Origin of the sequence: Nocardiopsis deserti, from assembly GCF_008638355.1 — a bacterium.
Taxonomy (GTDB): Bacteria; Actinomycetota; Actinomycetes; order Streptosporangiales; family Streptosporangiaceae; genus Nocardiopsis; species Nocardiopsis alborubida.
This window is the reverse complement of the sequence record NZ_VWVS01000013.1, coordinates 273,475-298,596: the sequence shown is the minus strand read 5'-3', so window position 1 is coordinate 298,596 and position 25,122 is coordinate 273,475. Positions and strand designations below refer to the sequence as shown.

At 73.5% G+C, this 25,122-nt stretch carries 21 protein-coding genes; 5 read left to right on the top strand and 16 right to left on the bottom strand.

Annotation, left to right across the window (positions count from 1 at the left end; translation table 11 throughout):
* Positions 1-43: 43 nt before the first annotated feature.
* Positions 44-1,336, top strand: coding sequence for an MFS transporter (locus FYW99_RS18165; protein WP_150253199.1), 1,293 nt, complete (start codon positions 44-46; stop codon positions 1,334-1,336).
* A gap of 195 nt (positions 1,337-1,531) precedes the next feature.
* A complete protein-coding gene (locus tag FYW99_RS18160) occupies positions 1,532-2,866 on the top strand; it encodes a GH1 family beta-glucosidase (RefSeq protein ID WP_150253198.1) in 1,335 nt (444 codons plus the stop codon).
* Between the two features lie 86 nt (positions 2,867-2,952).
* Here FYW99_RS18160 and FYW99_RS18155 read toward each other — a convergent pair whose 3' ends face one another.
* The 6 genes from FYW99_RS18155 to FYW99_RS18130 all read right to left on the bottom strand — a co-directional run bounded on the left by FYW99_RS18155 (position 2,953) and on the right by FYW99_RS18130 (position 10,921).
* Positions 2,953-3,522, bottom strand: coding sequence for a hypothetical protein (locus FYW99_RS18155; protein WP_150253197.1), 570 nt, complete (start codon positions 3,520-3,522; stop codon positions 2,953-2,955).
* A gap of 94 nt (positions 3,523-3,616) precedes the next feature.
* The gene (locus FYW99_RS18150; protein ID WP_150253196.1) at positions 3,617-4,231 is read right to left on the bottom strand and encodes a TetR/AcrR family transcriptional regulator; all 615 of its coding nucleotides are present in this window, start codon (positions 4,229-4,231) and stop codon (positions 3,617-3,619) included.
* Between the two features lie 59 nt (positions 4,232-4,290).
* Positions 4,291-5,463 (bottom strand): acyl-CoA dehydrogenase family protein, encoded by a 1,173-nt coding sequence (locus tag FYW99_RS18145; RefSeq protein WP_150253195.1) that lies wholly within the window; start codon positions 5,461-5,463, stop codon positions 4,291-4,293.
* Positions 5,460-7,481: an ATP-binding protein gene (locus tag FYW99_RS18140; protein WP_150253194.1), complete on the bottom strand. Its 2,022-nt coding sequence runs from the start codon at positions 7,479-7,481 to the stop codon at positions 5,460-5,462. The genes FYW99_RS18145 and FYW99_RS18140 overlap by 4 nt, the downstream gene beginning before the upstream one ends.
* 13 nt (positions 7,482-7,494) lie before the next feature.
* Positions 7,495-9,093: an acyl-CoA carboxylase subunit beta gene (locus FYW99_RS18135; protein WP_150253193.1), complete on the bottom strand. Its 1,599-nt coding sequence runs from the start codon at positions 9,091-9,093 to the stop codon at positions 7,495-7,497.
* Between the two features lie 61 nt (positions 9,094-9,154).
* On the bottom strand, positions 9,155-10,921 hold the full coding sequence (locus FYW99_RS18130; RefSeq protein ID WP_150253192.1) for an acyclic terpene utilization AtuA family protein: 1,767 nt from the start codon (positions 10,919-10,921) through the stop codon (positions 9,155-9,157).
* Positions 10,922-11,072: 151 nt separating this feature from the next.
* Between FYW99_RS18130 and FYW99_RS18125 the strand changes: the two genes are divergently transcribed.
* On the top strand, positions 11,073-11,660 hold the full coding sequence (locus tag FYW99_RS18125; protein ID WP_150253191.1) for a hypothetical protein: 588 nt from the start codon (positions 11,073-11,075) through the stop codon (positions 11,658-11,660).
* A gap of 51 nt (positions 11,661-11,711) precedes the next feature.
* Complete coding sequence (locus tag FYW99_RS18120) at positions 11,712-12,269, top strand: hypothetical protein (protein WP_223839172.1); 558 nt, start codon at positions 11,712-11,714, stop codon at positions 12,267-12,269.
* A gap of 240 nt (positions 12,270-12,509) precedes the next feature.
* Here the strand turns inward: FYW99_RS18120 and FYW99_RS18115 are convergent, their stop codons facing one another.
* From FYW99_RS18115 to FYW99_RS18070, 10 genes are all read right to left on the bottom strand, one after another.
* On the bottom strand, positions 12,510-13,805 hold the full coding sequence (locus tag FYW99_RS18115; RefSeq protein ID WP_150253190.1) for a thymidine phosphorylase: 1,296 nt from the start codon (positions 13,803-13,805) through the stop codon (positions 12,510-12,512).
* Between the two features lie 91 nt (positions 13,806-13,896).
* Positions 13,897-14,325: a cytidine deaminase gene (locus FYW99_RS18110; protein ID WP_150253189.1), complete on the bottom strand. Its 429-nt coding sequence runs from the start codon at positions 14,323-14,325 to the stop codon at positions 13,897-13,899.
* Positions 14,304-15,566 carry an ABC transporter permease gene (locus FYW99_RS18105; protein ID WP_150253188.1) on the bottom strand — a complete coding sequence of 421 codons (1,263 nt, stop codon included), beginning with the start codon at positions 15,564-15,566 and terminating at the stop codon, positions 14,304-14,306. Before FYW99_RS18105 ends, FYW99_RS18110 begins: the two co-directional genes overlap by 22 nt.
* Complete coding sequence (locus tag FYW99_RS18100) at positions 15,563-17,149, bottom strand: ABC transporter permease (protein WP_150253187.1); 1,587 nt, start codon at positions 17,147-17,149, stop codon at positions 15,563-15,565. Before FYW99_RS18100 ends, FYW99_RS18105 begins: the two co-directional genes overlap by 4 nt.
* Positions 17,146-18,744: an ABC transporter ATP-binding protein gene (locus tag FYW99_RS18095; RefSeq protein ID WP_150253186.1), complete on the bottom strand. Its 1,599-nt coding sequence runs from the start codon at positions 18,742-18,744 to the stop codon at positions 17,146-17,148. Before FYW99_RS18095 ends, FYW99_RS18100 begins: the two co-directional genes overlap by 4 nt.
* Positions 18,745-19,071: 327 nt before the next feature.
* Positions 19,072-20,124: a BMP family lipoprotein gene (locus FYW99_RS18090; RefSeq protein WP_150253185.1), complete on the bottom strand. Its 1,053-nt coding sequence runs from the start codon at positions 20,122-20,124 to the stop codon at positions 19,072-19,074.
* A 387-nt stretch (positions 20,125-20,511) separates the two neighbouring features.
* The gene (locus tag FYW99_RS18085; protein WP_150253184.1) at positions 20,512-21,213 is read right to left on the bottom strand and encodes an alpha/beta fold hydrolase; all 702 of its coding nucleotides are present in this window, start codon (positions 21,211-21,213) and stop codon (positions 20,512-20,514) included.
* Positions 21,214-21,379: 166 nt separating this feature from the next.
* Complete coding sequence (locus FYW99_RS18080) at positions 21,380-21,724, bottom strand: biotin/lipoyl-containing protein (protein WP_150253183.1); 345 nt, start codon at positions 21,722-21,724, stop codon at positions 21,380-21,382.
* 7 nt (positions 21,725-21,731) lie between these two features.
* Complete coding sequence (locus tag FYW99_RS18075; protein ID WP_150253182.1) at positions 21,732-22,751, bottom strand: alpha-ketoacid dehydrogenase subunit beta; 1,020 nt, start codon at positions 22,749-22,751, stop codon at positions 21,732-21,734.
* Entirely contained in the window at positions 22,748-23,746 is a 999-nt protein-coding gene (locus FYW99_RS18070; protein ID WP_150253290.1) for a thiamine pyrophosphate-dependent dehydrogenase E1 component subunit alpha, read from the bottom strand. The genes FYW99_RS18075 and FYW99_RS18070 overlap by 4 nt, the downstream gene beginning before the upstream one ends.
* An 882-nt stretch (positions 23,747-24,628) precedes the next feature.
* On the opposite strand from FYW99_RS18070, the gene FYW99_RS18065 reads away from it, so the two are divergent.
* Positions 24,629-25,120 (top strand): Lrp/AsnC family transcriptional regulator, encoded by a 492-nt coding sequence (locus FYW99_RS18065; RefSeq protein ID WP_150253289.1) that lies wholly within the window; start codon positions 24,629-24,631, stop codon positions 25,118-25,120.
* The last annotated feature ends 2 nt before the right edge of the window (positions 25,121-25,122 follow it).

The following is a 25,122-nucleotide window of genomic DNA, read 5'->3' as shown; positions in this document are numbered from 1 at the left end:
GACCCCTCTAACATGAGACACGTTCATGTTAGGTAGGTCACACGTGCGCACACCCCCCGCGCAGCCCTCCCCATCCCCCCAGACACCCGCCGCGCCCGCCGCGCTCGCCGAACCCACCCGGCCCGTGCGCCGCCTGTGGGTGGCCGGGATCAGCCTGGCCAACCTCGGCATGTGGATGGCCTTCTTCGGCCCGCTCCAGGTCCTGCTGCCCGAACAGGTCGGCCTGCTCGCCCCCGACTCCAAGGAGACCGCCCTGGCCTGGGTGACCGGGGCGGGCGCGGCCTGCTCCACCCTGGGCACCCCGCTGGCCGGAGCGCTGTCCGACCGGACCACCGGCCGGTTCGGGCGCCGACGCCCCTGGATCCTGACCGGTGCGCTCCTGGGCGGCCTGGGCCTGGTGGTGCTCGGGCAGCAGGACGGCTTCCTCGGCGTCCTGCTGGGGTGGTCGTTCGTCCAGGCCGCGCTGTCCTGCCTGAACGCGACCCTGCTCGCGGCCGTGCCCGACCACGTGCCGGTCCGCCAGCGCGGCGTGGTCTCGGGGTGGATCGGCATACCGCAGTCGGCGGGCGTGGTGGTGGCGGTGCTGCTGGTGACCGTGGTGGCCACGGGGACCGCCCCCGGCTACGCCCTCCTCGGTGCGCTGACCGTCCTGTGCGTCCTGCCGTTCGCCCTGCTGGCCCCCGACCCGCCACTGCCCCGCGAGGCCCGCCCCTCCTGGATCGGGTTCGCGCGCGGGCTGTGGGTGTCCCCTCGCCGGTACCCCGACTTCGGCTGGGCGTGGCTGACCCGTTTCCTCATGCAGACGGGCAACGCCATGTTCACCCTCTACCTGCTCTACTTCCTCGCCGACGCGGTGGGCTACGAGGAGCTGTTCCCCGGTTCCTCGGCCGCGGACGGACTGCTGGTGCTGATCGCCGTCTACACGGCGGCGGTCGTGGCCACGACCGTGCTGGCCGGTCTGGTCTCGGACCGCATCGGCCGCCGCAGGGGGATGGTGTGCCTGTCCGGGGTGGTCTCAGCGGTGCCCGCGTTCCTGATCGCCGCGTTTCCGACATGGCCGATGAGCCTGGTGTGCGCGGTGGTGCTGGGCATCGGCTTCGGCGTCTACCTGTCCGTGGACAACGCCCTGGTCACCGAGGTCCTGCCGAGCGCGGGCGGACGGGCCAAGGACCTGGGGATCGTCAACATCGCCAGCGCCGGGCCGCAGGTGATCGCGCCCGCCCTGGCCGGTCCGATCGTGGTGTACCTGGGCGGCTACCCGGTCCTGTACACCGTGTGCGGGCTGCTCAGCCTGCTGGGCGGGGTGCTGGTGTGGCGGATCCGGGGTGTCGCCTGAGCGCGCGCCGGTCCCACGCGGCCGGGCGCCGCCCGCGCGTACAGGGTGGCGCGCGACGCAGCGGCCTCGGGCAGTACACCGGCGCGCAGGGCCGGTCCCGCCCCCGTCCGCGCAACACGGTGCACCGCACGCGCACCACAACCACACATCCGCCTCAAACCCCCGTCAGACCCAGCGAAAGGCAGGTACCCGTCCATGTCGTCACCGTTCCTGTGGGGAGTGGCCTCCTCCGCCTTCCAGATCGAGGGCGCCCTCGACGAGGACGGGCGCGGCCCGTCGGTGTGGGACGTCTTCTCCGAGCGCCCGGGCGCGGTCCGCGACGGGCACAGCCCCGCCCTGGCCTGCGACCACTACCACCGGTGGGCCGAGGACGTGGGACTGCTCGACCGGCTCGGGGTGAACGCCTACCGGTTCTCGCTCGCCTGGCCCCGGGTCGTGCCGACCGGGCGCGGCGCGGTGAACGGGGCCGGCCTGGACTTCTACGACCGCCTGGTGGACGCTCTGCTCGCCCGGGGGATCGCCCCGGTGCCGACCCTGTTCCACTGGGACCTGCCCCAGGCGCTGGAGGAGGCGGGCGGCTGGAGCGCACGCGACACGGCGCGCGCTTTCGCCGAGTACGCGGCGGCGGCAGCCGACCGCCTCGGCGACCGGGTGGACCGGTGGATCACCCTGAACGAGCCCCTGGTGCACACCACCTACGGGCACGCGCTCGGCGTCCACGCCCCGGGGCGGACCCTGGAGGTGCCCGAGGTGATGCGGGTGGCCCACCACATGCTGCTCGCACACGGGTTGGCCGCCGGGGAGCTGCGCTCGCGCGGCCTGGAGGTACTGCTCACCAACAACTACTCCCCCGTCAGACCCGCCAGCGGTTCCGAAGCCGACACCGCCGCCGCACACGCCTACGACACCCTGCACAACCGGCTGTTCACCGACCCCGTGCTGGCCGGCGCCTACCCGGACCTGTCGGCGTTCGGCCTCGCGGAGGTCCCCGGCGTGCGCGAGGGCGACCTGAAGGTCATCGCGGGCAGCGCGGACGGCCTCGGGGTCAACTACTACAACCCGACCGTGGCCACCGCGCCCGACGGGGGTTCGGGACTGCCGTTCGGGTTCGGCGAGGTCGCCGGGGCGCCGGTGACGGCGTTCGGGTGGCCGGTGGTGCCCGAGGAACTGGGCCGGATGATCGATCTGCTGCGCGAGCGCCACGGCGACGCGCTGCCGCCGCTGTACGTCACCGAGAACGGCTGCTCCTACGAGGACCGGGTCTCCCCCGGCGGGCGGATCGCCGACCCCGAGCGGATCGCCTACCTGGAGGGGCACGTGGCCGCGGTGGAGGCCGCGCGGGAGCGGGGCGCGGACGTGCGCGGGTACTTCGTGTGGACGCTCACCGACAACTTCGAGTGGGCCGAGGGCTACCACCAGCGCTTCGGGCTGGTGCACGTGGACCGCGCCACCCAGGCGCGCACCCCCAAGGACTCCTTCGCCTGGTACCGGGACCTCGTCGCCGCCAGGACCGCCTCCGCCGGTGCGTGAGGGTCCGGGGCCGCCGCGGCCCGCCCTCCGCGACGCGCGGCCGCGCCCCGGCTGAGCGCACGCGGCGCCCGGGCGCCGGCCGGGGCTCAGTCCCCGACGGCGTCCAGGGTGCCGCTGTCGTAGCGTTCGGGGGCCTCCTCACCGCGCTGGCGGGCGGGTTCCCACCACCACCAGTGGGACTCGGGCACCCAGTCGGGAACCTCCTCGTCGTTGACCGGCCGCGCCCGGGCCGCCACCTCGGTGAGGGCCTCGTCGATACGCGGGAGCGCCTCCAGGTCGCCCGGGCGAAGGAAGGTCTCCCAGGGCACGAACTCCTCGCCGAGCAGTTCCAGCATGGAACGCCGCCAGCAGGCGGGGCGGTAGGCCTCGTGCTGGCCGTTCTCGGCCGCGGTCTGGGTGCGGACCACGTACAGGCCGAGCCGGTCGGGGTTGCTGCCGCCCACCAGCAGCTCGGCCAGGGTGGCGCTGAACTCCTGTCCGCCCGGCGACCTGCGCTGCGCGGGCGTGGTCGCCCGGTACAGGGCGAAGAGCGCGGCGAAGGCGTTGTCCATCAGTGCGTCGCGGTCCCTGCGGCGCGAGGCGCTCTCGGCGAAGGCGTCCAACGCCCGCCTGGCCAGGTCCGGGGGGTTCCCGCCCGCATCCGCGCTCACCTTCACACCGCCTTGTCCGGTTCGGGAATGACGTCAGCGGCGGGCCCGTGGACCCGCCGCTTCGATGATAAGCACGCTCCGTGCCGCCGGGGTAGCCGGTTCACGGCGCCGGGGTCCGCAGCTGCTCGTCCAGGGCGCGCGCCCACTGGCGCACGATCCGGCGCCGCCGGGGCCCGTCGTCGGTGAGCAGGTTGGCCAGTCCCAGGCCGCGTGCCAGGTCGAGGGTGGCCTGGACGGTCTCGCGGACCCCCGGGACCGACTCGTCCACGCCCAGCAGCTCCACGGCGGCCCGGTGGATCTCCCGGCCCATCCGCTCCTCCACGGGAATGATCCGCTCGCGCAGGACCGGGTCGCTGGCGGCGGCCGACCACAGCTGGAGGGCGGCCCGGAAGTCCGTCCCGGTGAAGGCGTCCACGACCATCTGCACGACCGCCTCGGTGCGGCCGCCGCCCTCGGGGACGGCGGCCGCGCCGCGCCGCAGTTCCGCGCCGCGGCTGTCGAGCATGTGCCGCAGCACGGCCAGGAACAGGTCCTCGCGGGTGGGGAAGTGGTGCTGGGCGGCGCCGCGCGAGACCCCGGCCCGCCGCGCGACCGCGCCCACGGTGGCACCGGCCGTGCCCTCCTCTGCCAGGCAGGCCACGGCGGCCTCCAGCAGTCGGGCGCGGGTGGCCCGGCTGCGCTCCTGCCGCGGCTCGCGGTCGGCCCCGGTGTCCACGTCGCTGCTTCCCCCTGTCCCCACACCCCTGAGGCGGCCGGCGTCCGCGCGCCGACGGCTCAGTACGACCTGGGCAGGCCGAGGGACTGCTGTGCCACGTAGTTGAGCACCATCTCCCGGCTCACCGGCGCGATGCGCGCCAGGCGGGCGGCCGCGATCGCCGACCCCAGCCCGTACTCGCTGGCCAGGCCGTTTCCACCCAGGGTCTGCACGGCCTGGTCGACCGCGCGCACACACGCCTCCGCGGCGGCGTACTTGGCCATGTTGGCCGCCTCCCCCGCCCCCGCGTCGTCGCCGGAATCGTAGCGGAGCGCCGCGTGCTGGGTCATGAGGCGGGCCTGCTCCAGCTCGATCTTGACCTGTGCCAGCGGGTGGGCCAGCCCCTGGTGGGCACCGATGGGGGTGTCGCGCCAGACCCTGCGCTCCCTGGCGTAGGCCACCGCCCTGTCCAGGGCGTGGCGGGCGCTGCCCGAGGCCAGGGACGCGGCCATGATGCGCTCGGGGTTGAGCCCGGCGAAGAGCTGGAGGAGGCCTGCCCCGGGGTCGCCGACCAGGGCGTCGGCGGGCAGGCGCACGTCGTCCAGGAACAGCTGGTACTGGTGGTCGGGGCTGACCAGGTCCATCTCGATCGGGCGGGCCTCGAAACCCGGGGCGTCGGTGGGCACCGCGAACAGCGCGGCGGACAGGCGCCCGGTGTCCTCGTCCTGGACGCGGCCCACGACGAGGACGGCGTCGGCCACGTCCACGCCGGAGATGAAGGTCTTGCGGCCGTTGAGCACCCAGCCCCCTCCGTCGCGCCGGGCGGTGGTGGTGATGCGGTGGGAGTTGGACCCGGCGTCGGGCTCGGTGATGGCGAAGGCCATGATGGTCTCGCCCGAGGCCAGGCCGGGCAGCCAGCGTTCGCGCTGTTCGGGGGTGCCGAAGCGGAACAGGACGGTGCCGCAGATGGCCGGGGAGACCACCATCATCAGGGTGGGGCACCCGGCCGCGCCGAGCTCCTCCAGGACGGCTGCCAGGTCGCCGATGCCCCCGCCCCCGCCCCCGTACTCCTCGGGGATGTTGACGCCCAGGTAGCCGAGCCTGCCCGCCTCGCGCCACAGTTCGGTGAGGTAGGCGCCCTCCTTGGCGCGGGCCCGGTAGTACTCGGACCCGTACTCCGCGGCGAACGCGGACACGGCGGCGCGCAGGTCGACGCGCTCGGCGGGTTCGTTGAAGGTCATGGCACCGGTCACGGCGTGGCCCCTTCGTAGTCGAGGACGGCGAGGGGCGCCCCGGCGGGCACCCTCTGCCCAGCCGCGACCGGGATCTCCCGGACGGCACCGGCGGCGGGGGCGGTGACGCGGTGCTCCGTCTTCATGGCTTCCATGCGCAGCAGGGTCTGCCCGGGCTCGACCCGCTCGCCCACGGCGACCTCCACGGCGGTGACCGTGCCGGGCATGGGTGCGGGCAGGGCGCCGGGGTCGACCGCGGCCTCGGGCGCGGGCAGGGGGTCGACGGGGGTGAGGGTGACCGATCCCAGGGGCGAGTCGACGTGGACGTCGCCGCCCGCGGCGGGGCGGTGGACGGCGAAGGCGCGTCGCAGGCCCCCGACTTCCAGGACCACCCGGTCGGGCGCGGCCGAGAGCACGCGGACCCCGGCCTGTTCGGGCAGGTAGGACCCTCTCAGGGTCCGGTAGGCGGTGGTGGTCCGCCTTCCCCCGTCCCCGTCGACGTCGTGCTGGCGGACGAAGGGTTGGGAGGGCAGGCCGCGCCAGTTGGCGGGGATCCCGGCGGGGGCGGCGGCGCCGGTGCGGGCGGCCTCGGCGGCGGCCAGGCAGGCGGCCAGCGCGGCGAGGCGCTCGGTGGCGGGAGCGGCCAGGGGCTGGACGAGGGCGGCAAGGCGGTCGCCGTCCAGGTAACCGGTGTGCAGCCCGCCGGGTCGGGCCTCGGCCTCAGCGAACGCGGGGTGGCGCAGCGCCCGCACGAGCAGGTCGCGGTTGGTGCCCACCCCGTGCACGCGCGCGGCGGCCAGGGCCGCGGCCAGGCGGCGCAGCGCGTCGCGGCGGTCTCGGCCGTGGGCGACGACCTTGGCGAGCAGGGGGTCGAAGTCGGCGCCGACGGTGTCGCCGGGTTCTACGCCGCTGTCCAGGCGCACCCCGAACGCGGGCGGCGGGGCGAAGCGGGTGTCGGCGGGGACGTCGAAGGCGTACAGGACTCCGGTGCGGGGTCGCCAGCCGTCGCGGGGGTCCTCGGCGTACAGGCGGGCCTCGACGGCGTGGCCGCGCGGCGCGGGCGGGCCCCCGCCGGGCAGGGGTTCGCCCTCGGCGACGCGGATCTGCCACTCGACCAGGTCCAGGCCGGTGACGCACTCGGTGACGGGGTGTTCGACCTGGAGCCGGGTGTTCATCTCCAGGAAGACCGGGTCACCGAAGCCCTCCTCCCCCACCGGGACGAGGAACTCGGCCGTCCCGGCGCCGGTGTAGCCGATGGCGCGGGCCAGGCGGCGGGCGGCCTCGTGCAGGCGCTCGCGCAGGTCGTCGGGCAGGCCGGGGGCGGGCGTCTCCTCGACGACCTTCTGGTGGCGGCGCTGAACGGAGCAGTCGCGCTCGCCCAGGGCCCACACGGTGCCGTGGGTGTCGGCCAGGACCTGTACCTCGATGTGGCGGCCGTGGGGCACGTAGGGCTCGCAGAACACCGCCGGGTCGCCGAAGGCGGAGGCCGCCTCGGCGCGGGCTGCGGCGGCCTCGGCGGGCAGGTCGGCCAGGTCGCGGACCACGCGCATGCCGCGTCCTCCGCCTCCGGAGACGGCCTTGACCAGCACGGGCAGGTGTTCGGGGCGCACCCGGTCGGGGTCCAGGGCGTCGGCGACGGGCACCCCGGCGTCCCGGGCGACGCGCTTGGCGCGGGTCTTGGAGCCCATGCTCTCGACGGCCTCGGCCGGGGGGCCGATCCAGGTCAGCCCGGCGCCGGTGACGGCGCGGGCGAGTGCGGGGGCCTCGGACAGGAAGCCGTAGCCGGGGTGGACGGCGTCGGCGCCGGAGGCGCGGGCGGCCGCCACCACGGCGTCGGGGTCGAGGTAGGCGTCCACGGCTCCGCGCCCCTCGGGCAGGGGCAGGCGCACGGCGGTGTCGGCCTCGGTCACGTGCGCGGCGTTCTCCTCGCCGGGGGCGTGCACGGCGACGGTGGCGATGCCCAGGGAGCGGCAGGTGCGCAGGATCCGGCGGGCGATCTCGCCCCGGTTGGCGACCAGGAGGCGGGTGACGGGGTTCACGGCTGCTTCTCCCTCACATCCGGAAGACGCCGAAGCGGTCGGTGCCCCGGACGGGGGCGTTGTGTGCGTAGGACAGGCACAGGCCCAGGACGGTGCGGGTGTCGCGGGGGTCGATGACGCCGTCGTCGTAGACCCGCCCGGACAGGAACAGGGGCAGCGACTCGGCCTCGATCTGGTTCTCCACCATCTCCCGCACGGCGGCGTCCTGGACATCGTCGTAGGGCTCTCCCTTCCTCGCCGCGGACTGGCGGGCGACGGTGGACAGCACCTCCGCGAGCTGGCGGGGGCCCATGACGGCGGAGCGGGCGCTGGGCCAGGCGAACAGGAAGCGCGGGTCGTAGGCCCGCCCGCACATCCCGTAGTGGCCCGCGCCGTAGGAGGCGCCCACCAGCACCGAGAAGTGGGGGACGGTGCTGTTGGAGACGGCGTTGATCATCATCGAGCCGTGCTTGATGATGCCGCCCTGTTCGTACTCGCGGCCGACCATGTAGCCGGTGGTGTTGTGCAGGAACACCAGCGGTGTGTCCGCGCGGTTGGCGAGCTGGATGAACTGGGCGGCCTTCTGGGCCTCGGCGCTGAAGAGCACGCCGTGGTCGTTGGCGAGCACACCGACGGGGTAGCCGTGCAGGTCGGCCCAGCCGGTGACCAGGCCAGCGCCGTAGGAGGGCTTGAACTCGTCGAACACCGAGCCGTCCACGAGGCGGGCGATGATCTCGCGCGGGTCCACGGGCACGCGCAGGTCGGGCGGCATGATCCCGAGCAGGTCCTCGGCCGGGTACAGGGGTTCGGGGGCCGCCGCGCGCGGGGCGGGTCCCGCCTTCCGGTAACCCAGGCGGGCCACGATCCGCCGTCCGACACGGATCGCGTCGCGCTCGTCCTCGGCCAGGTGGTCGGCCAGGCCGGAGACCTCGGCGTGCATGCGGGCCCCGCCCAGCGACTCGTCGTCGCTCTCCTCGCCCGTGGCGGCCCGCACCAGCGGCGGCCCGCCCAGGAACACCTTGGAGCGCTCGCGCACCATGACCACGTGGTCGCTCATGCCGGGGATGTAGGCGCCTCCTGCGGTGGAGTTGCCGAAGACCAGCGCGACGGTGGGAATCCCCGCGGCGGACAGGCGGGTCAGGTCGCGGAAGGTCCGGCCGCCCGGGACGAAGATCTCCTTCTGGGTGGGCAGGTCGGCGCCACCGGACTCCACCAGGCTGACCAGAGGCATCCGGTTGCGCTCGGCGATCTCGGCGGCCCGGGTGGTCTTCCTCAGGGTCCACGGGTTGCTGGAGCCGCCGCGGACGGTGGGGTCGTTGGCCACCAGCACGCACTGCACGCCGGAGACCGTTCCCACACCGGTGACGAGGCTGGCGCCGACGTGGAAGTCGCTGCCCCAGGCGGCGAGCGGGGACAGCTCCAGGAAGGGGCTGCCCTCGTCCAGGAGGAGTTCGATCCGCTCGCGGGCCAGCAGGCCGCCCCGGGCGCGGTGGCGCTCCACGTAGCGCTGTCCTCCCCCGGCCAGGGCCTTGGCGTGCTCGGCGTCGATCTCGGCGAGCTTGGCGAGCATCGCCTCGCGGGCCTCGGCGAAGGCGGGCGAGGCGGTGTCGAGCCTGGTCCTCAGTACGCTCACGGCTGCTTCACCCCCGCCAGCAGGAGTTCAGGGGCGGGGGCGCGCCCGGTTCCCGGCACTCTCACGGCTGGCCCACCTCCGCCAGCACGGCCTCGGGCACGGGAACGCGCCGGGCCCGCAGCCACTCGCCCAGCCCCTTGGCCTGCGGGTCCTCGCCCTCGCGGCGAGCGGTGCCCGGGGCGAGCAGGCCCTCGATCCAGAAGTTGGCGGCGTACAGGTTGGGCAGCAGATGCCGGGTGACGCGCAGCCCCGCGGTCTCGGGCAGGAGTTCGCGCAGCAGGTCGGCGGTCAGGGTGGTGGCCAGCCACCGCCAGGCCGTCTCGCCGCGCACCCACACGCCCAGGTTGGCGTCCGCGCCCTTGTCGCCGCTGCGCGCGCCCAGGACCAGGCCGAGCGGGACCGGGCGTACGGGGCCCTCGGGCAGGGGTTCGGGCAGCGGGGGTTCGGGAACCCCGGTCAGGGCTCGGGTGCGGGGCGCGGGCGCGACGGGCACCCGCGCGCCGTCGGGCAGGATCGCGGTGTGCGCGACCTCGGAGGCGGGTACGAGCGCGTGCGTGGCGGCGACCCCGTCGGGGCGGGCGTCACGCGGCGGCGCGGTGAGGTGGAACCCGGCGTAGCTGCCCAGGGCCAGTTCCACGGCGGCGGCGCCGAAGGAGCGGCCCACGACCGCGGGGTCGTGGTCGCGGGCGACCACGCGCAGACGGGCGGTGGCCGCGTCCTGGGTGTCGCCGTGGGGGTCCTGGGCGGGCACGAGGGTGAAGCTCAGGTCGTCCGGTGTCCGGTCGGCGAGGGCGGCGCGCATCTGGCGTTCGGCGCGGGCGGCCTTGGCCTCGGCGTCCAGGCCGGTGACCAGGAACTCGACCTCGTTGCGAAAGCCGGTGAGGCTGGTCAGGCCGATCCTGAGGTCGGGGGGCGGCTCCTCGCCGCGGGTGCCGCTGAGCAGGACGCGGTCGGGCCCCTGCCGGGTGAGGCGCACGGTGTCCAGGCGGGCGGTGACGTCGGGGCCGGGGTAGCGGGGCCCGGCGACCTCGTAGACGAGCTGGGCGGTGACGGTCCCGGTGGTGACGGCGCCGCCGCTGCCGGGGTGCTTGGTGATGACCGCGCTGCCGTCGGCGTGGATCTCGGCGAGGGGGAAGCCGGGCCGGTCCAGGTCGTGTCCCTCGCTCAGGAGTTCGTCGGCCAGGGCGTAGTTGCCGCCGGTGGCCTGGGTGCCGCACTCGATGACGTGCCCGGCCACGGTGGCCCCGGCCAAGGCGTCCAGGTCCCCGGGCGTCCAGCCGAAGTGGGCGGCGGCCGGACCCACGGTCAGGGAGGCGTCGGTGACGCGGCCGGTGACGACGATGTCGGCGCCCGCGTCCAGGCAGGCGGCGATCCCGAAGGCGCCCAGGTAGGCGTTGGCTGTCAGGGGGGAGCCCAGTTCGAGTTCCTCGGCGCGGTCGATGAGGTCGTCGCCGGTGACGCAGGCGATGCGGGTTGGGAGGCCGAGCCCGTCGGCGAGTTCGGTGAGCCGGTCGGCGAGGCCGCGCGGGTTGAGGCCGCCCGCGTTGGTGACCACCCGGGTGCCGCGTTCCATGACCAGCGCCAGGGTGTCGCGCATCTGGCGCAGGAAGGTCCGGGCGTAGCCGCGGCCGGGGTCGCCGAGCTGGTCGCGGCCGAGGATGGCCATGGTGAGCTCGGCCAGGTAGTCGCCGGTGAGGACGTCCACGCGCCCCTCGGTGAGCATCTCGTGGAAGGCGGCGAAGCGGTCTCCGTAGAAGCCGGAGGCGTTCGCGACCAACAGAGGGGGCGCCGGGGTAGCGGTCATGGACATGAGGGTGACACCGACCACACCAAAAAACAAGCGCGTGTGATTGTTTTTCCCGGTCGGGCGGACCGGGCCGGGTGGACATGGACGAGCGGCCCTCGTATGGCCGAAACCGGCCACGGAGCGTGCGTTACTCCCTCTCGGAGAAGGGGGAGGCGCGCGGTAGTTTGGCGCCGTGAACACCTCGCGAGAAGACACCAACCCCGCCGACGACGCCGCCTCCCCCGAGGGGACGGCGGAGGCAGCGGAGGCGACGGAGACGGCGCCAGCAGCGGAGGCGTCGGCGGAGAACGCCCCGGAGGCCGCAACCACCGGGACCGCCGGTGCCGTCGGAACGCGCGGGGAGGCCGGGGCTCCGGAGACGCGTCAGGAGACCGACGCCAGCGGCGCCTTCATCGCGGGCGCGCCGCCGGTCCGCTCCCCCGGCGGCCTGTTCGCCGCCGAGACCTTCAGCGTCATCGCCCTGATGCTGTTCGCCCTCACCGCGCTGAACACCCGGCTCTTCGAGCTCTTCGGCTTCTTCTTCGTGGGCCGGGTCCCCACCGACACCAACGCCGGGGAGGCGAGCGCGCTCGCGGCCGAGGTGATGGTCGCGGGCGGGCTGAGCGCGCTGACCGTGCTCGCCGGGGCCCTGGCGCTGCTGCGGAGCAACGCGGGCACGCGGGCGTGGAGCCGCTGGGGCGCCGCCGCGGCCGTGATCGTGGGCACGCTGCTGGTCGTGGTCTCGGTGCTGACCTTCATCACTCTGCCATCCGGGGCCTGAACGGGGGTTTTGTAGAAACTCCCTTGGCACTTCGGCGGGTACGTTGACCGCGTGAGTACATCAGCGGAAGGCAACGACCCGACCGATCCCACCCGTGGGCCCGCACGGGACCCCGGCCGTGAGCCGGAGCCCGGCGCCGACCCGGTCACCGGGACCGGGGTGCCCGCGGAGGAGCCAGCCATGGTGGAGGAGCCCCTGCTGGAGCCGGACTCCGGAGTGGCCGCCCCGGCGCGCACCGACCGGCCCAGCGGTCCTCTGGGGGCGGAGACCTTCGCCCTGACCGCGCTGTTCCTGCTCGCCCTGACGGTGCTTTCGAGCCAGCTGGTCCAGCTCTTCACCACCGTGGTGCTCATCGGGAACCAGCCGGTACCCGTGGACCAGGTGTCGCAGTTCTCCGTCCAACTGCTCATCGGCGGCGGACTGGCCGCGCTGACGGCGATCCTGGCGGGACTCGCGCTGGCACTGGCGGGTTTCAGAACCCGGCCCTGGGCGCGGTGGACGGCCACAGCAGTGCTGATCGTGAGCCTGCTGTTGGTGCTCCTGGCGATCGTGTCCTACGTCATGATGCCCGCGGGCAGCGCGCCCCAGCCCATGCCGATGCCGAACTGATCCGCCCGGGGCCGAGGGGAGCCCCGTCCAGCCGCGGGGGGGGGGCCCCGGGGGGGGGGGCCCCCCCCCCCCCCCCCCCGCCCCCCCCCCCCGGGGGGGGGGCGGGCCCGGCGGCACCCACCCCCCCGGCGGGCCCCCACGTGCCCCCCCGGGGGGGGGGGCCCCCCCCCCCCCGGGGGGGGGGGGGGGCGGGGGGCGGGGCCCCCCCCCCACGGCCATGCGACGACAGACATTCGGGGGTCAGGCGATCCGGTCGATCACCAGCGGCCGGGCCTCGTGGCCCGCCCCGCCCTCCGGCTCGATGTCGAAGGCGCCCTCCAGCGCCTCGGCCGCCCGCTCGAACCGCTCCGCCTCGTCCGCGTGCAGCGTGAACAGCGGCTCCCCGGCCTGCACGGACTCCCCCGGCTTGGCGTGCAGGGTCACCCCCGCCCCGAACGACACCGCGTCCTCCTTGCGCGCCCGGCCCGCGCCCAGCCGCCACGCGGCCAGCCCCACCTGGTAGGCGTCCAGCCGGGTCACCGTCCCCGAGGCTGGAGCGAGCACCACCCGGCGCTCGGAGGCCACCGGCAGCGGCGCGTCCGGGTCCCCGCCCTGGGCCCGCACGAGCCGCTTCCACGACTCCAGCGCGCTGCCGTCCCGCAGCGCCTCGGCCGGGTCCTTGACCCCGCCCTCACCCGGGACGAGCCCGGCCGCGGCCAGCATCTCCCGGGCCAGGGCCACGGTCAGCTCCACCACGTCCGCGGGTCCGCCTCCCGACAGCACCTCCACGGACTCGGCCACCTCCAGGGCGTTGCCCACCTGCCTGCCCAGCGGAACCGCCATGTCGGTGAGCAGCGCGACCGTGCGCACCCCGTGGTCGTTTCCGATGTCGACCATCGTGCGGGCCAGCTCGCGCGCGGAGTCGGCGTCCTTCATGAACGCCCCCGACCCCACCTTGACGTCCAGGACCAGCGCGCCGGTGCCCTCGGCGAGCTTCTTGCTCATGATGGACGCGGCGATCAGCGGGATCGACTCGACGGTGCCGGTCACGTCGCGCAGCGCGTAGAGCTTGCGGTCGGCCGGGGCCAGTCCGGACCCGGCCGCGCAGATCACCCCGCCCGTGGAGTCCAGCACCTCCCGCATCTCGTCGGTGGACAGCGAGGCCCGCCACCCGGGGATGGACTCCAGCTTGTCCAGGGTCCCGCCGGTGTGCCCGAGCCCGCGCCCGGACAGCTGCGGCACGGCCGCCCCGCAGGCCGCGACGGTGGGCGTGAGCGGCAGGGTGATCTTGTCGCCCACCCCTCCCGTGGAGTGCTTGTCGGTGGTGGGCCGCGACAGGTCGGAGAAGTCCAGGCGCTCCCCCGAGGCCAGCATCGCCTCGGTCCAGCGGCTCACCTCGGTCCGGTTCATCCCGCGCAGGAAGATCGCCATGGCCAGCGCCGACATCTGCTCCTCGGCCACCTCGCCGCGGGTGTAGGCGTCGATCACCCAGTCGATCTGGCCGGGGGTCAGCTCTCCCCCGTCGCGCTTGGCTCGGATGATCTCGATGACGTCCATGTCATCTCCTCTCGACCGGAAGAAGAAGGGCCTCCCCGGACGCCACCGCGCGGGCGGCGTCCGGGGAGGCGGAACTGGCGGGAAAGCACGGTCACGCGAGGCTGTGCGGGCCGAAGGCCTGCGGCAGCACCCGGTCCATGGTCCAGACTCCCTCGGGGGTGTCCACGAGCAGCTGCGGCCCGCCGTGTTCGAACAACAGCTGGCGGCAGCGCCCGCACGGCATGAGCAGCTCGCCCCGCCCGTCCACGCAGCTGAAGGCCGTCAGACGGCCCCCGCCGGAGGCGTGCAGGGCGCTGACCAGGCCGCACTCGGCGCACAGGCCGAGCCCGTAGGAGGCGTTCTCCACGTTGCAGCCGCTGACGGTACGGCCGTCGTCGACCAGCGCCGCCGCGCCCACCGGATAGCGGGAGTAGGGCGCGTAGGCGCGGCCCATGGCCTCGCGGGCGGCGGCCCGCAGGGCCTCCCAGTCCACGCTCGCCGGGTCCAGGGGTGCGTTCGTCATGACCGGCTCGCCCTCCACTGCTTGCCGACCCCGGCCGGTGGCCGGAGCCGCTGCGAGGCCAGTGAGAGCACCAGCAGGGTGGCGATGTGCGGGCTGTAGGTGGCCAGCTCGCGCGGCAGCGAGTCGGTGGAGAAGTACCACGCGAACAGCAGCACCGCCACGAGCGCGCCGAAGGCGGCCAGGCCCTTGCGGTCCCGGCGCACCTGCCACAGGGCCACGCCCAGCAGCGCCACGGCCAGGAGCAGCAGCAGGGCGTGGACCGCCTCGCCGCCGCCGCGCACCTGGAGGGCGTCGGTGTAGCCGAACAGGCCCGCGCCCATGGCCAGGCCGCCCGGACGCCAGTTGCCGAAGATCATCGCGGCCAGGCCGATGTAGCCGCGCCCGCCCGTCTGGCCCTCCTGGTAGATCTGCGAGGCGACCACGGACAGGAACACGCCGCCCATGCCCGCCAGGCCGCCGGAGACGATCACCGCGACGTACTTGAGGCTGTACACCGGCACGCCCAGGGACTCGGCGGCGTCGGGGTTCTCGCCCACCGAGCGCAGCCTCAGGCCGAACGTGGTCCGCCACAGCACCAGGTAGGTCAGCGGGATCATCAGGATCGCCACGACCGTCAGCGCGGGCATGCTCGTGGTCGCGCCGACCACCAGCGAGGCCAGGTCGGCGACCAGGAAGGTCCCGCTGTCGGCGACCGGCCCGAGCACCCGGTCCACGAGGGGCAGGTCCCACACCGGGAACGAGGGCGCCGGGGGCGACTGGGCCGCGCCCGCGCCCTGCACGTCGGAGTAGACCAGGATCGACAGGTAGCGCATCGCGCCGAGCATGAGGATGTTGATCGCCACGCCGGAGACGATGTGGTCCACCGCGAAGGTCACCGTGGCCACGGCGTGCAGGAGCCCGCCCGCCATACCGGCGAGCACGCCCGCCAGCAGCCCGATCCACGGGTTGCCCGTGGACCAGGCGAAGTAGGCGCCGAACCAGGTGCCCAGGATCATCATGCCTTCGAGGCCGATGTTGATGATGCCCGCGCGTTCGGCCCACAGACCGCCCAGCGCGGCCAGCCCGATGGGCACCGCGAAGGTGATGGTGGTGCTGATGGTGCCCGCGTCGGTGAGCATGTCGTGCCCGGTGATGACCCGCAGGCCCGCCAGGGACACCAGCACCGCGCCGAACAGGGTGAGGAGGCGCCAGCGCGCCCATCCCCGGGGCCGGGCGGCGGGCCTGGCCACCGGCTCCATCACGTTGATCTCCTGGCTCACTTGGCCTCCCCTCCGCGCCTGTCCTCGGACTCGGGTGCGGTGCCCTCGGTGGTGGACCCGTCCGCGGGGGCCGGGTACGCCTCGTCCGCGGACACCTTCACCTTCTCCTGTGCGGGCGACTCGGCGGTCGTGCCGAGCTGCCTGCCGATCTGCTGCTGCTGGTGGCGGCGGCCCCAGCGGTGCACGACCTCGTAGACCACGACCACGGTGAGGACGATGGTGGCCTGCGAGATGACCGCGATCTCCTGCGGGATGCCGTCGAAGGGCAGGATGCCCGACGCCTGGTTCAGGAAGGCCCAGAACAGGGCGGCGAAGACGATGCCCACGGGGTGGTTGCGGCCCAGCAGCGCGATGGCGATGCCGATGAAGCCGATGCCGGTCGGGAAGTCCAGGGCGTAGTGGTGCGAGCTGCCCAGCAGCTGGGGCAGGCCCACCAGACCGGCGACCATGCCCGAGAAGAGCATGGACAGGAACACCATCTTCTTGACGTTCACGCCGCTGGCCTCGGCCGCCGTCTGCGACTGGCCGGTGGCCCGCAGCTCGAAGCCGAAGCGGGTGCGGTTGAGCATCACCCAGTAGCCGATGCCGACGGCCACGGCCAGGAACACGAACCCGAAGATCGGCTCGGACGAGCCGAGGAAGCCCGCCGGGATGCCGGGCACCCAGGAGGACTCGGACATCGGCGGGGTGCCGATGTTGTTGGTGCTGATCTCCACCGCGAGGCGGTCGGTGCTGAGCAGGTAGGCGGTGATGCCCGTGGCGATGGAGTTGAGCATGATCGTGGAGATCACCTCGGACACGCCGCGGGTCACCTTGAGGTACCCGGCGATGCCCGCCCACACGCCGCCCACGGCCACGGCCGTGATGACGATGACGATCTGGCTGAGCACCGGCGGCAGCACGAGGTAGCCGCCCACGGCGGCCGACAACAGCGCGGCGAGCCGGTACTGGCCGTCCACGCCGATGTTGAACAGCTTCATCTTGAAGCCGATCGCCACCGCGACGGCGGCTAGGTAGTACGTGGTGCCGTCGTTGATGATGCGCACCAGGCTGTTGGGCCGGGTGCCGTACTCCAGCATCCGGTCGAACGTGGCCAGCGGCGGGATGCCGCTGAAGAACAGCACGGCCGCGGTGACCCCGGTCGCGATGACCCCGGCGGCCAGGACCGCGGCGAAGGACAGCGCCAGCATGGCCGACAGCCGGTGGAACAGCAGGAAGGCCGCGGCGGAGCCGACCAGCGCGCCCAGCGCGGCGGCCACCGGCTCGATCAGGGACAGGTCCAGGAACCACGCGGTCAGCAGACCGGCGGCCACCGAAAGCACGAGGGCGGTGGGCACCACCAGCGTGTTGTGCAGGGCCGTGCCCTCCTCGCGGGCGCCGTCGGCGCCCGCCCGGCGCCCGCGCGGCACCATGGGCCCGGACCAGGCCGCGAGGGCGAAGGCCGCGCCGACGCCGATGACCAGCGCGGCCCACCACAGCAGCGCTGTGTCCAGGGCGACGGTGAGCACCACGCCCAGGGCGGTCGCGACGCCCAGCGCCGCGGGCGCGGGCAGGGTCCTCGCGGGACGGGGGAGCTTACTCATGCGCCGCCCTCGCTTCCGTGTCGGTCGGCACCGCTGTCGCCTTCCGTGCTCTGGTCGGCCCGGTGCAGTCCGGCGCCGGTCATGGCCGAGCCCAGCTGTTCGGGTGTGACGGTGGTCGGGTCGGCCTGCGCGACCAGTCGGCCTCGCAGGATGACGTGGAGGGTGTCGGACATGCCGATCAGCTCGTCCAGGTCGGCGGAGACCAGCAGCACGGCCAGGCCCGCGGCCCGGGCGTCGCGCAGCTGCTCCCAGATGGCCGCCTGGGCGCCCACGTCCACGCCCCGGGTGGGGTGGGCGGCGACCAGGAAGCGCGGGGAGCCGCTCATCTCCCGGCCGATGATGAACTTCTGCTGGTTGCCGCCGGACAGGGCGTCGGCGATGACGTCGATGCCCGGGGTGCGCACGTCGTACTCGGCGACGATGCGCTCGGAGTCGGCGCGCGCGCCGGTCCGGTTGATCCAGGGGCCGCGGACGCTGGGCTCCTTGGTCTGGTGGCCGAGGATGCGGTTCTCCCACAGGGGGGACTCCAGCAGCACGCCGTGCCGGTGGCGGTCCTCGGGGATGTAGCCGACGCCCGCCTCGCGGATCCTCAGGGTGGACCAGCCGGTGATGTCCCGCTCCTCCAGGCGGATGCGCCCGGCGGCCAGCGGGCGCATGCCCATGATGGCCTCGATCAGCTCGGACTGGCCGTTGCCCTCGACACCGGCGATGCCGACGATCTCACCCCGGCGGATGTCCACGGTCACGCCGTCCACGACGGCGCGGCCGTCGGCGGAGTGCACGGTCACGCCGTCCAGGGACAGCACGACGTGGTCGGTGACGGTGGACTCGCGCAGCTCGGGCACGGGCAGCTCGCCGCCGACCATGAGCGTGGCCAGGTCCCGGGCGGTGGTGGTGCCCGGGTCCGCGGTGGCCACGGTGGTGCCGCGGCGGATCACGGTGATCTCGTCGGCGACGGAGAGCACCTCGTCCAGCTTGTGGGAGATGAAGATGACGGTGAGGCCCTCGCGCTTGAGCTCGCGCAGGTTGTCGAAGAGCTCGTCGACCTCCTGCGGGACCAGGACGGCGGTGGGCTCGTCGAGGATGATGGTCCGCGCGCCGCGGTAGAGGACCTTGAGGATCTCCACGCGCTGGCGGTCGCCCACGCCCAGTTCCTCCATGAGGCGGTCGGGGTCGACCCCGAGGCCGTACTGGGCGGACAGCTCCCGGATGCGGGCGCGGGCGCGGTTGCCGATGCCGTGGCGGCGCTCGGCGCCCAGGACCACGTTCTCCAGCACGGTGAGGTTGTCGGCGAGCATGAAGTGCTGGTGCACCATGCCGATGCCGTTGCGGATGGCGTCGGAGGGCGAGCCGAAGCGCACCTCGCGGCCCTGGACGCGGATCTGCCCCTCGTCCGGCCGGTGCATGCCGTACAGGGTCTTCATCAGCGTGGACTTGCCCGCACCGTTCTCGCCGACGATGGCGTGCACGGTACCGGGAGCCACGGTGATGTCGATGTCGTGGTTGGCCACGACGCCGGGAAAACGCTTGGTGATCCCGCGCAGCTCAACGGCGGGGGGCGCCAGTGCCCCCTCGCCCGATGGCGTGCTGCTCATCTGTCTCCTCTGAACTTGCGGCGTGGCGCGGGCCGAAGGGCCGGGTCGCGGCCGCTGCCGGGCGCCACCGTCGCGGAACGGCAGCCGGGGCGGCACCGACCGGGGATCGACCCCGGTCGGTGCCGCCCGTGGATGCGGTGACCGCGGGCCGTGCCCGCGGCGACGGTGTGTTCTTGGACCGGGCTCTGGAGTTCGGTTCGGGCGCCCGCGGGGCTCTGGAGGTGAGACTGCGGGGAACGAGCCGTCTCACCGCAGGCTCCGGAGGTTCCCGCTCCTGGGGCGTTCGAACACGGACCGAAGCGAAGCGAAGGTCCAAGGGAACACGGTCTACGGCTCGGTCGGGACCTCGATCTCGCCGTCGATGATCTGCTGCTTGATCTCGTCCAGCTGCTCCTGGATGGGGCTGATCGCCTCCTCGTTGGAGAGCGTGTAGTCCACACCGCCGTCGGCCAGCTCGAAGCGCTGGACGCCGCCCTCAACCTCTCCCTCGGTGGCGGCGGAGATCAGCTCGAACACGGCCACGTCCACCTGCTTGATGGCGGAGGTGAGCACGTGCGGCTTCTGGTCCTCGGCGGCGTTCTCGTACTGGTCGCTGTCGACGCCGATGAAGGTGAAGTCGTTGGCCACGGCCGACTCCAGGATGCCGTTGCCCGACGCGCCGGCGGCGTGGTAGATGACGTCCGCGCCGCGGTCGTACTGGGCCTGCGCGGTCTCACGGCCCTTGGCGGGGTCGCTGAAGCCGCTGAAGTCCGGCGGCTGGCTCAGGTAGTCGACCTCGACGGTGATGTCCTCGTTGACGTGCTCCACGCCCGCGGCGTAACCGGCCTCGAACTTGTGGATCAGCGGGGTCTCGACGCCGCCGACGAAGCCGACGTGGTCCTCCTCGGTGGTCAGCGCCGCGGCGGCACCGGCCAGGAAGGAGGCCTGCTCCTCGGCGAAGACCAGGCTGGTGACGTTGTCGATGTCGGCGATCTCGGAGTCCACGATGGCGAAGTGGACGTCCGGGTACTCCGGCGCGACCGCGCGCACGGCGCCGTCGTAGGCGAACCCGACGGCGATGACGACGTCGTAGCCCTCCTCGGCCATGGTGGCCAGGCGGTCCTCCTTGGCGGACTCGGCCTCGCCGTCGCTGGGCTCGAAGTCGTTGGTCTCGACGCCGAGCTCCTCGGCCGCCCGCTCCAGCCCCCGGTAGGCCGAGTCGTTGAAGGAGCGGTCACCGCGACCGCCGACGTCGTAGGCCAGGCCGACCTGCAGCTCGGAGGCGGACTCCTCGCCGCCGCCCTCGCCGCCGCCCTCTTCGGCCGCGCTGTCACACGCGGTGAGGGCGAGCACACCGGCCGCCGCGACCGCGGCGAACCTGACTGCGTTGCTGCGCTTCACTTCTCACTCCTCTTACGCCCTCTCAGCGGCCAGCATTCGCTCGCGACCGACCTGAGTTCTGAAGCCGGACGATATCCGGTGGCCGAAAGTACATCTAACCAACGAGCGGAGTTGTTATGAAGGCGAGAGCGTAGCGACACGGGGCCTTACCCGAAAGTCGACAAGCGTGCGCCCGAAGCGGTCCGGTGTGTTTCGGGATTGTGTTGCGCGGGGGCCGTTCCCCGCCCCGACACGGCATTACCACGCTTGGCTTCACCACCCTCACCGGTTGTCACACCGGCACGTCGGGGCCAGCCGGTCTAGACCGGACCAACCACGCCGGGGCAGCAGGGCTCCGGGGCGGCGGAACTCCGGGCGGGGCGTCGGGGGCGGGGCCGCCGGGCGGCGTCAGTCGGCCAGGAAGTCCAGCACGGCCTGCCGGAAGCGCCTCGATGAGACGGCGTTGGCGTGGTCGCGCCCGGGGACCTCCACGTGGGTACCGCCGCAGCGTTCGGCCAGTGCCGAGGCGCCCTCGGCGAGCGCGTCCCGGGCGCCCGAGACCACCAGTACCGGAAGCCCGGTGAGCGGGGGCTCGGCGGCGAAGGGGCGCGAGGCCTGACCGCGCGCGCAGGCGGCCAGCGCGGCGGGGTCGTTGGCGGGCAGGGCGGCCACCGTCCGGTAGACGAGGTCGAAGGGCGTGTCCCCGGAACCGGGGTCGGACAGGTCCGTTCCGGCGAAGGCGTTTTTCGGTCCGAAACCGCCGAGAACCACCCGTCTGACGCGTTCGGGGGCGGTCAGCGCCAGTTCCCAGGCCAGGCGCGAACCCATGGAGTAACCGACCACGTCGACCTTGTCCACCGCCAACTCGTCGAGCATGGAGACGAGGTCGGCGACGAAGTGTTCGGGCAGGTAGAAAGCGCTGTCGGTCGGTTTGTCACTGTTTCCGTGACCGCGCAGATCCGGCCCGATCACCCGCAGCCCGGCCGCCTCCAGGGCCTGCGTCCACCCGGCGGCCCGCCAATTCATGCCGAAGTCGGTGCCGAAACCGTGCAGGAGAAGTACGGGAACCCCGTCCCCGGAACCCCGCGGACGCAAATCCGTATAACGCATTGTCACACCGTCGGTGAGATTCGCGGACATGAAACCACCCACCATGTTCTCGAAAAGGAAAGGAAAAACGCGGGGGTCCGGCCGGAGTTTTCTCCGAATAGGGCGCGCCGGAGGGCGCCGCCGTTCGTGTCTTCCTCCGAACGGAAGACCCCGCGGCCGGCCGCCGTCAGTCCGCGGGGGGCCTGAGCCGGACCCGGCGGGCGGGCCGGGCCTGCTCCTCGGGGACGCGGCCCACGATGCCCGCCCGCGGCGCGTCGCCGGAGGCCTGGACCGCGAAGGTCACCAGGGGCGCGCCGACCGGGACCACCTGTTCCTCCCCGGCGTGCAGTTCGACGATCCGGCCCGCCTGGGGCGAGGGGATGACCACCGCGGACTTGGTGGTCTCCACCTCCACGAGGGGGGCGTTGCGCTCGATCTCCTCGCCCACGGCGACCTGCCACTCCAGGACGGTCGCCTCGACCAGTCCCTCGCCCAGGTCGGGGAGGGAGAAGGTGATGTTGTCTTCTGCCATGGTCGCTCTAGTACTCCAGGGTCCGTTGCACCGCGAGCAGGACGCGGTCGATGGTCGGCAGGTACTGCGGCTCCAGGGGACCCGCGGGGTAGGGCACGTCGAACCCGGCGACGCGCTGGACGGGGGCGGACAGGTCGCGGAAGCAGTGCTCGGTGACCAGGGCGGCCACCTCCGCGCCGAGCCCGGCGGTCAGCGGCGCCTCGTGCACGACCACGGCCCGTCCGGTGCGCGCGACCGAGGCGGCCATCCCGGCGGCGTCCAGGGGCTTGAGCCAGCGCAGGTCCAGCACCTCCAGGTCCACGCCGTCCTCGGCGGCCAGTTCGGCCACCTGCACGCAGCGGTGCACCATGGCACCCCAGGCGATGAGGGTGGCGTGCTTGCCGGGGCGCACGACGCGGCTGGTGCCGATGGGCTCGCTGGGCTCGCGCAGCCGCACGGGCCTGCGGTCCCAGTAGCGGGCCTTGGGCTCCATGTAGACGACGGGGTCGTCGGAGCGCACCGACTGGAGCAGCAGGCTGTAGGCGTCGGCGGGGTCCGAGGGCGCGGCGACCTTGAGGCCGGGGGTGTGCGCGAAGAGCGCCTCCAGGCTCTCCCCGTGGTGCTCGGGCGCCTGGATGCCGCCGAAGGAGGGCAGGCGCAGGGTGATCGGCATGGGGGCCGCGCCGCGGGTGCGGTAGTTCATGCGCGCCACCTGGTTGACGATCTGGTCGATCGCGGGGTAGGCGAAACCGTCGAACTGGAGCTCGGGGACGGGCCGCCAGCCGTTCATGGCCAGGCCGACCGCCATGCCCATGATGGCGGACTCCGCCAGCGGGGTGTCGAAGACACGCGTGTCCCCGAACTCCTTCTGGAGGCCGTCGGTGACGCGGAAGACCCCGCCCAGGGCGCCCACGTCCTCGCCGAAGACCAGCACGTCGGGGTCCTCGGCGAGAAGGTCGCGCAGGGCGCGGTTGATGGCCTGCTGCATGGACAGCTCGACCGCGGGGGCCTCGGCGGCGGTCTCGGCGCGTTCGATCAGCTCGGTCACAGCTCGACCTCTTCCTGCCAGGTGCGGCGCTGCCGGGTCAGCTCCTCGGTGGTCTCCCGGAAGACGTGGGTGAACAGCTCCGACCCGTCGGGCTCGGGCGCGGCGGCCACGCCGTCGCGGATGCGCTCGGCCTCCCGGCGGGCCTCGGCGTCGACCCGGGCGAGGCCGTCCTCGTCGGCGTGCCCGGCGGCGAGCAGGGCCCGGCGCAGCAGGGTGACGGGGTCGCGCTCGCGCCAGCGCTGGGCCTCGGCGTCGTCGCGGTAGCGGCCGGGGTCGTCGGAGGTGGAGTGCGGCTCCACGCGGTAGGTGAGCGCCTCGATGAGGGTGGGCCCCTCGCCGCGGCGGGCGCGGGCGACGGCCTCGGCGGTGGCCTCGTGGACCGCGCCCGCGTCGTTGCCGTCCACCAGCACGCCGGGCATGCCGTAGCCCTCGGCCCGTGCGCTGACCGAGCCGCCCGCGACCTGGCGGTGGTTGGGCACCGACAGCGCCCACTGGTTGTTCTGGCAGAAGAAGACCACGGGTGCGCCGAAGACCCCGGCGAAGTTCATGGCCTCGTGGACGTCGCCCTCGGAGCTGGCGCCGTCGCCGAAGTAGGCCAGGGCCACGCCGTCGTCGCCGCGCAGCCGCTCGCCCACGGCCCAGCCGACCGCGTGCGGGACGGGGCCGCCGACCACGGCGTTGACGGCGCCGAACCGCGAGGCCATGACGTCGTAGAGGCCGCCGTGCCACAGGGCGCGGTGTGTGGCCATGTAGCCGACCATCTCCACCCCGTAGGCCAGGGCGGAGGCCATCTCCCGGTAGGTGGGGAAGACGAAGTCGCGTGCGGGGTCCAGGGCCGAGGCACTGGCGACCTGGGCGGCCTCCTGTCCGCGCACGGACACGTAGGCGGGGAAGACGCCCTGGCGCTGGAGGGCGATGGCCTCGGTGTCCAGGTCGCGCGCGGTCCTCATGTGGCGGTAGAGCGCGCGGGTGAGGTCGGGCGGCAGGTGGCCCACGGCGATGGCGTCCCGGCCCGCTGGCTCGTGGAGTGACGGGGCCGGGCGCACAGCGCCTCCGTTGGGAATGGCGGCCCCGTGCCCTCCGGGAAGCGGGCTCTGGGGCGATGGCGGGCGACGTGCGGGCATGTCGAGCGGCTCCCAACGTGGCCCTGTCCCGCGCGGTGGCGCGGGCCGGGCCCGGGTGGTGTCTGTCCTGTACGCAGATTCTCCGGAAGACTCGACACTTCCGCTAGATATCCACGGATAGTTGATACGCATGGGAACGAAACACGCCACATCATCCCCTGACGTCCAGCCTGAACCCCGTTCCACCCGAGAAAACGACACACGGGCCTGTACACCTCACGAACACCGTCGGCCCCCGGGGAGCGCGAGCTGCGACCGGGAGCGCACACCGGGTTGTCGGGGGGAGGGCCTAGGGTCACGGAACAGCCGCGATCGGCCGCGGCGGATGCGCGTCCCGGTGCCGAGCGCATACGTTCGAGGCACCGGTCATCCGGTCAACGAAACCCCCCGATTTCCCGACACTTGGATCCTATGGAGCCCTGCGACAAGAAGTTCTGTCGTGTTCCGGTCCGAGCGGTGTAGGCGCCGCCGGTCCGGGAAACCACCCCATCCACCGACAGCGTCGACCACGAGTACAGTCGGACTCCCGACGCGCCCTCCCCCCGCCCGTCGGACCCCGCGCCAGGGTCCCCGCTCCCGTCCTCCTCCGATGCCGTCCCCGCGGCGGCCGGAGGGGGTGCCCGAACGCGGCGCATCTCGCCGACTGAGATTCCGATAGACGGAAACAACGTTTACCTGGTAACTCGTTAGCCCCGGTCAATGACGACAGCGAGGGGCTTCGTCCTGAAACAAGAGCACACGAGGAGCACGCACATGGCCATGGGCGACCAGAGGAGGAACGGCCGGCGGCCGGACACGACCGACCAGACGATCCTGAGCGCGCTCGCCAAGGACGCGCGGACCGGGATCACCGAGATCGCCGCACTGGCCAACGTGTCCCGCGCGACGGCCTACAACCGCATCAAGCGGCTCACCGACGAGGGCGTCATCCGCGGCTACTCCGTGGTGACCGACCACTCCAAGATGGGGCTCGGCGTCACCGCGCTCGTCCTCATCTCGGGCAGCCAGCCGGACTGGCGGGCCAACCGGGAGATCCTGTCCTCCTACCCGGAGATCGAGTACTGCTGGTACGTCGTGGGCTCGGCGGACATCGTCCTCCTCGTCCGCGTCGCCAACACCAACCAGCTCCGCGACCTGATCCTCACCCGGTTGCAGTCGCTTCCCGGTGTGACGTCCACCCAGACGCTCACCGTCATCGACGAGGTCGTGCACCGACCGGTCGTGGAACCCTCCGACGGCAGCTGAGG